Below are 6,313 nucleotides of genomic sequence, written 5' to 3'. Positions count from 1 at the left end.
ATCAGCATCTGATTGACAGGTTTATTCGAAACTTAGACTTAGACGAGACTTTGATTAAATCACATCCCAACTTTCCAAGTCTTTGTGACTACGGGGTTCTAGTCTCCTAATTCTGTCCGGAGTATTGCTGTAAAAGATCCTCGAATATCCAGCTGAGCATTGGGACCAAAACTAATACCGTTAGGATTAAGCAAAAACAAATTGGCAGTACCGTCTACGCCCAATAATCCATCAATTTCAGAGATGTTGCTACCGGTAACACGACTCAAAATTGTTTCAATATGGTCAGGGTTAGCAAAGTAAACGTGCTGTCCCGTATTAATATTAAATTCTTCAAAGCTGTGAAATAAATTAGGTCCCTGAATCGCTCCCCCACTAATACGATTTTGTTCCTGAGTGTTAAGAACTGTGGATTGTTCATTCCCCAAAGTGTTATCTGGGATAATCTGAGCGACCAATGTTTCTGTAGCTAGAGAAGATGGCTTAGAGTTTAAAACAACGTCGGGTCTAAATAACTTAGCCTGCGAGGCAGTTGCTCCGGGAGCCATTGCATAGGCGGCAGTAGTGATATGACCGGTGATAATGACCAAGGCAAACTGAAACCATCGAATAGAGAAACAATGAGCCATAGAGTAACTAAGACGTTTTTGGAACTAGATGTCCAAAATCAAAGACATCTACGATACTCATACAATATTTACGGTAACCGTCCCAGGAAATTAAAGAAAACTTAGGGAATAGAGGTTCTAACCTTCGCTTTCACCTACTGACAGACTCTTACATACTCTGCAAAAGACTGCTGCCGACGGTTGTTATCAATCAAGGTGTACATGAGGACGGGGGATGCCAGCGATGCTCTGTCACCAAGAAAATATCGCCTGATGCAGTAACGAGGGCTTCTTGGGCATCTAGCAAGGGAGTCTGAGTCTGTAGGTTTGTAGCAGGTGAGTGACTTTCTGGCATGATATTTACTGTGGAGAATGAATCTTTTTCTGTCGCTGCTGGTCCCAAATCCTCGAGTGGCCCGTACTGGCTCGCAATATCAGCAGGGCTGAGGAGCTGGCCCCCACGTCCGGTCATACTAAAATCCCCTGTAAGACCATCGACAACAGCACCTACTTCAGTACTACAGGTTTGAGCAATACGGTTAGCTGGATCGCTCAGATTTGTTGGTAGTTCCGTTAGCTCCGGGTTGGATTCAGACTCTAAGGTCACGGTGCCATCAAAGCCAAAATTAGATCTAGCGCTGATGTCGCTGATCCGATTTCCTCTCAAACTTGGGTTGAATAGCTCAACCTCTCGAAAACCATTGATGAGATTAGCTGTAATCGAAACTGTACCGCCTTGACCGACGTTAGCGGTAGCTAGAATATCGTTATCTTCTTCAGGAATTGTCAAAATAAAACCTGCATCAATGTCGACATTGCCGCCGCGCCCCGTTTGGTTCGCTGCTGCTAAAATCAGGCTAGTGCGCCGCATGACAAACTCTCCTACATCTTGTATAAAGATACTGCCAGCTGCGCCAGAACCATCGCCGCTAGTAAGAATTTCTGTATTGCTCAAAAGGACACTATCAGCATCACGAATAGTAATATTCCCCCCACGTCCACTGCTACCAATTTCGGTGGATGCAGAAATCTGGGCTCCATCACCAATGGTGGAAACTTGGAGACTACCCCTGCCTAAAGGAATTAATGTAATATTGCCAGCTGCAGCGACACGACTGGTATTAACCGATATTTCTGTATTATCCCCTGAAAGATTGATGCCATCAGCCTGAACTATGATATCTCCGCCAATGCCCCCACGTTTTAAACTGCTGGTCTCACCAATGATTTTTGTATCGTTCTGAATAGTTAATAGAGGGGCTGTGATCAGAATATTACCGGCACGACCATCACCATCGGTGCCGGTTGTGATAATACTATTATTTAAGGTAATATTGTTATCGCCTGCAATGATGATATCGCCACCGTTACCACTGCTCTGGGGCTTAGTATCGCTAAAAATTCGGCTGTTGTTGAGCTGGATAGTTCCATTACTTCTTAGCTCTACATTCCCGGCATCAGCAACCCGGTTGGCATCACTCAGAAGCTCAACATTATTCAGGATCAGGTCGTTAGAGCTGCTTATGGTTGTTCTGCCAGACTGATCGAAATCAAAATCACTTAGATCTAAAAAAAACGGCTGATTGGGAAATATAGGATGCGAAATTTCTAGTTGACCACTGGTAATCAAACGCAGATTGTTAGCCGTGAGACCATCGGTAGTGCTTTGGATTGCCACATTTCCTGATGCACCTGCACTGGATATGGTACGTATTTCTAGATCAGAGATTCTGTTGGCTTGTAGTGTGACATTGCCTCCGTCACCAGTTATGTCATCTAGCTCTGAAATAGAGACTGCACTAATCTGGCTGTTGCCACGAATGGTTCCCTCTTTGGTCAATAGCGATATATTACCGCTGTCACCTACATTCCCATCCCGTGAAAACGATGATGATGACAAGAACCCATTGGTTACAATATCACCTGATGTAGAACGAATCAAAATATCTCCACCATCCCCGGTAATCGTATCTGCTGTTGTAATGTCGACGGGGATGTTTTGAAAAAACGGAACAAACAAAGACGATGATGAGTTTATATCACTGGTTGAAATATCGCCAGATATTGACAAGATAGAGACGTCTCCGCCATTGTTTGCATTACCCAATGTCGATGATGATAATGAGCTGATTCTCTCGTTGAGCATGATATCGCCAGAATCGGAGGAAATAGAAACAGTCCCGCCATTGCTAGCATTTAAAAGAGAAGGTGCAAAGGAAAATGTATTTATTCGTCCATTAGCAATGATATCACCGAAACCTGAAGCAATGGAGATATTCCCACCGGGACCAGAGTTACCGTTTTCAGCAAGTGAGTTGGCTGCTAGATTCCCTTCGTTTAGAATATTGCCTGAATTTGAAGTGATAGAGATTGTACCGCCAGCACCTGAATCTCCATCTACTGACGTAGAAAACGTAATCAACTCTTCGAGAGTCGAAATATGACCAGCGTCTGAAAAGATAGTAATATCTCCACCGTTCCCTGCATTGTTGGCACCAGAGTCAGCAAATGAGATAGTGTTCAGGCTACCGCTGGTCGTGATATCACCAGATGTTGAGGTAATGGAGATGTCACCACCGTTGCCAGCATTGCCTGATGATGCTTCAGAGTGTGAAAGGAAATTTCTTGGAGCATTGATATTCCCATTTGCGGTTAGTGTAATCGCTCCTCCATTGCCTGCATTACCTCCGCTGTTTTCTCCCGTTTGAGAGAATGAGATAAAAAACCCATCAATGTCAATATCACCATCTGCGGTTAGAGTAACCGATCCGGCATCGCCCGCACTACCGCCACTGTTTGGCAATGCCTGAGAGAATGAAAGAAAATTTCCATCAACGTTGATATCGCCATCTGCAGTCAGGGTAATAAGCCCGCCATCGCCTGAATCATTGCCAGGTAATGGTGATGATTGAGCAAATGAAACTAAATTTCCATTAATGTCGATATTACCTGTTGCGGTTAGGATTATTGGTCCACCATCGTCTGCATCGCCGCCATTACCACCATTATTAAATGCAGAAATATCACCGTTAATAATAATGCTACCGATAGGATTATCAGCTATGGTGCCGATTGGAGTAGTGGTACCACCGATAGTCTCTGGCGGCTCGTTCCCATTGAGTGCATCCACACCAGCCCGAAGAATGACGGCTCGACTGCTGGCTAATAAGTCTTCATCTGAACCTGACCCATCAGCTTGTAACAAAAGGTCTGGTCCTGTGATAATAATTTCATCGGCCTGGATGCTTCCAGTAGCTTCGATCTTAAGAGCTACTCCATTGTAGTCACCCAGAATCACATCTCCATTGGCACTGATAATTGGATCGTAGAGGCTAATAAAATTACCGGGGGTTCCTTGTAGGGTTGAAAATTGTACATTTCCTCCACTCTCTAAATGTGCATCTGCTGAAATTGCTCCGTCACTGACTAGAACTAGATTCTCTCCGCTGACAAAGGGTAGCTGTTCCAGGTGCTGTAGGGTTAAAATATCAATCGCTTGATTTCCCTGAATTGTAAGATTCTGACCTGAGCGGGCAAGAAATGCGTCTGTTTCGGTGTCTCGAATAGTAACGGTGTCTTGAGCCTGCAGGCTTAAATCTTTTCCTGCCGTTAGCTGCCTCTCTAGGTAGAGATTCTGACCTGCTAGGGTTAAATCTTGCCCAGTCTGTAAAATACCCTGGTTGGTCACTGCTCCCTGAAGGTGGTCACTAAACTGCACACCTAGCGGCACACTCATGGTTAATAGAGAGGTCCCTTGAGGATTTACCGCACTAAATGTGCTGTTATCAGCAAATACAACGGTCTCTGCCGTACTGGCTGTGAAAGATCCGCGAATATCTAGCTGAGCATTAGGGCCAAAGCTAATACCATTGGGATTCAGGAGAAATAAATTGGCATTACCATCCACACCCAATAGCCCATCAATGTCAGAGATATTGCTACCAGTGACCCGGCTTAAAATTGTTTCAATACTGTCAGGGTTTACAAAGTAAACGTGCTGACCGGTATTGACATTGAATTCTTCAAAGCTGTGAAATAAATTAGGGCCCTGAATCGCTCCCCCACTGATATGAGTCTGTTCATGACTGTCAGAAACCGTAGATTGTTCATGCCCTAAGGTATTATCTGGGATAATCTGAGTAACTAATATTTCTGTTGTTAGAGAAGATGACTCAGGGTTAAAAACAACGTTAGGTTTAGATACCTCAGTCTGTGAAGCAGCAGACCCTGGAGTTATTGCATAGGCAGCAGTAGCGATATGACCGGTAATAATTACTAAGGCAAACTGAAACCAGCGGACAGAGAGACAATGAGCCATAGAACAACCAGGACGTTTTCGGTACTAAGATGCCTAAAATCTAAAGACATCTACGATACTCATACCGTATTTGTGTTCTTGACAGTCCGCTGTTTACTAAAAAATAAAAATTATTTATCGTAACTACATGATGTGGCCGGATACTAAAAAAATGAATACTGTAGTGTAAAGTGCAGCCCTTTCTCTTGTAAGGAATCGTTCTCATCTCCTGCAGAGATAAGTGGAATACCCCAATCGAGACGGGCTGTGAGATTTTCTTGGCGAAACAATAGCCCAACACCTATGCTGGCTAATGGATCAGGGCTGTCTCCTTCCATGTTCCAGCCATAGCCCATATCTAGAAATGGGGTGAGCTGTAAGAGCCGACGATCGCGATCGCGCCACACGGGCAACCGTACCTCAGCAGATGCCAACAGCCCATTATCAGTGGATAAAAGATTCTGACGGTACCCTCTGACGGTGGACTGACCACCCAGGCTAAACTGCTCCAGGTTCAATAGCGGATCTGTGGCGAGTTGAAGGTTACTCCTGAGTAGTAATAGCGTGTCAGGCCTGAGAACACGCACCCATTGGGCCTGTCCCTGCCAAGAAAAAAAGCGGCTGTCAGGATCATTTCCTGTATTGATGGTGGCACCTAAGGCATCTAGACCCAGGTTGAACTGCGATCGCAATGCCAAAACTTGTTGCGGCGTACGATCGGTCCACTCTTGAAAAAACCTCAGGGCAGATACTCGCGTACGCCCTTGGTCGTCAGCACCGGGCGCTAGGGCAGTAGGACCCAGATCATTAAAACCTAGAGACGTCTGAGCCCGTTGATGGGAGGCTATGAGTCCAATGGCAAACTCCTGGCTTGGGGTGCGCCACAGAGGTTGTTTTAGAGTCAGCTCATAAAAACTAGAATCCGAATTGATATCTAGGTCGTCAAATGGTTCCTCTACTACATCATTGTCTGAAAGATCGATGGTCCAGTTGAGTGTAGTACCGTGGGGACTAACAGGCAGCGTATAATTAGCATTGATTCCCTGGCTACCGCTGGTGAGGCTAGTTCCAATGCTAAGACTATCCCCCAATCCGAGTAGATTTGCTTCAGTGATTTGTAGCTGATTGCGAATAGTTCCCACACTGGGGGAACGTTTATTGTCGAGTGTATAGACGGCATTAAAGCTATCTGCTTCAACCACAGATACAACCAGGCGATTAATTCCGTCTGTGGGACTGGCCTGTAAATCAGCAGAGATAGTAGTAATTAGGGGATCAAGCCAGCAATTCCAAATTCCAAGATTAGGACATTGTAATGCCCTAGCCATAGTTCCATCAGAACACTAACAACGTTTTAGGAGGTATTGGTTCGTGCCTTTCGTGCCTTTCGTGTTTTTCGAGGTTTGGG

General features: G+C 45.0%; 3 protein-coding genes. All 3 read right to left on the bottom strand.

From position 1 onward, the window contains the following. Positions 1-98: 98 nt before the first annotated feature. The 3 genes from IQ260_RS25800 to IQ260_RS25790 all read right to left on the bottom strand — a co-directional run bounded on the left by IQ260_RS25800 (position 99) and on the right by IQ260_RS25790 (position 6,233). Positions 99-629, bottom strand: coding sequence for a filamentous hemagglutinin N-terminal domain-containing protein (locus tag IQ260_RS25800; protein WP_228016440.1), 531 nt, complete (start codon positions 627-629; stop codon positions 99-101). 190 nt (positions 630-819) lie between these two features. Beyond that, the gene (locus IQ260_RS25795) at positions 820-4,926 is read right to left on the bottom strand and encodes a two-partner secretion domain-containing protein (protein WP_193995949.1); all 4,107 of its coding nucleotides are present in this window, start codon (positions 4,924-4,926) and stop codon (positions 820-822) included. Positions 4,927-5,069: 143 nt separating this feature from the next. Continuing rightward, entirely contained in the window at positions 5,070-6,233 is a 1,164-nt protein-coding gene (locus tag IQ260_RS25790) for a ShlB/FhaC/HecB family hemolysin secretion/activation protein (protein WP_193995948.1), read from the bottom strand. Between the last annotated feature and the right edge of the window lie 80 nt (positions 6,234-6,313).

Source organism: Leptolyngbya cf. ectocarpi LEGE 11479 (assembly GCF_015207065.1).
GTDB classification, from domain to species: domain Bacteria; phylum Cyanobacteriota; class Cyanobacteriia; order Phormidesmidales; family Phormidesmidaceae; genus Leptothoe; species Leptothoe ectocarpi.
Note: the sequence above shows the minus strand (reverse complement) of the source record. Positions and strands in the feature narration are given on the sequence as shown.

What these genes read in the sequence shown, in the direction of transcription:
- IQ260_RS25800 (WP_228016440.1), bottom strand. Translation starts at nt 629, where the DNA reads ATGGCTCATTGTTTCTCTATTCGATGGTTTCAGTTTGCCTTGGTCATT.
- IQ260_RS25795 (WP_193995949.1), bottom strand. Translation starts at nt 4,926, where the DNA reads ATGGCTCATTGTCTCTCTGTCCGCTGGTTTCAGTTTGCCTTAGTAATT.
- IQ260_RS25790 (WP_193995948.1), bottom strand. Translation starts at nt 6,233, where the DNA reads ATGGCTAGGGCATTACAATGTCCTAATCTTGGAATTTGGAATTGCTGG.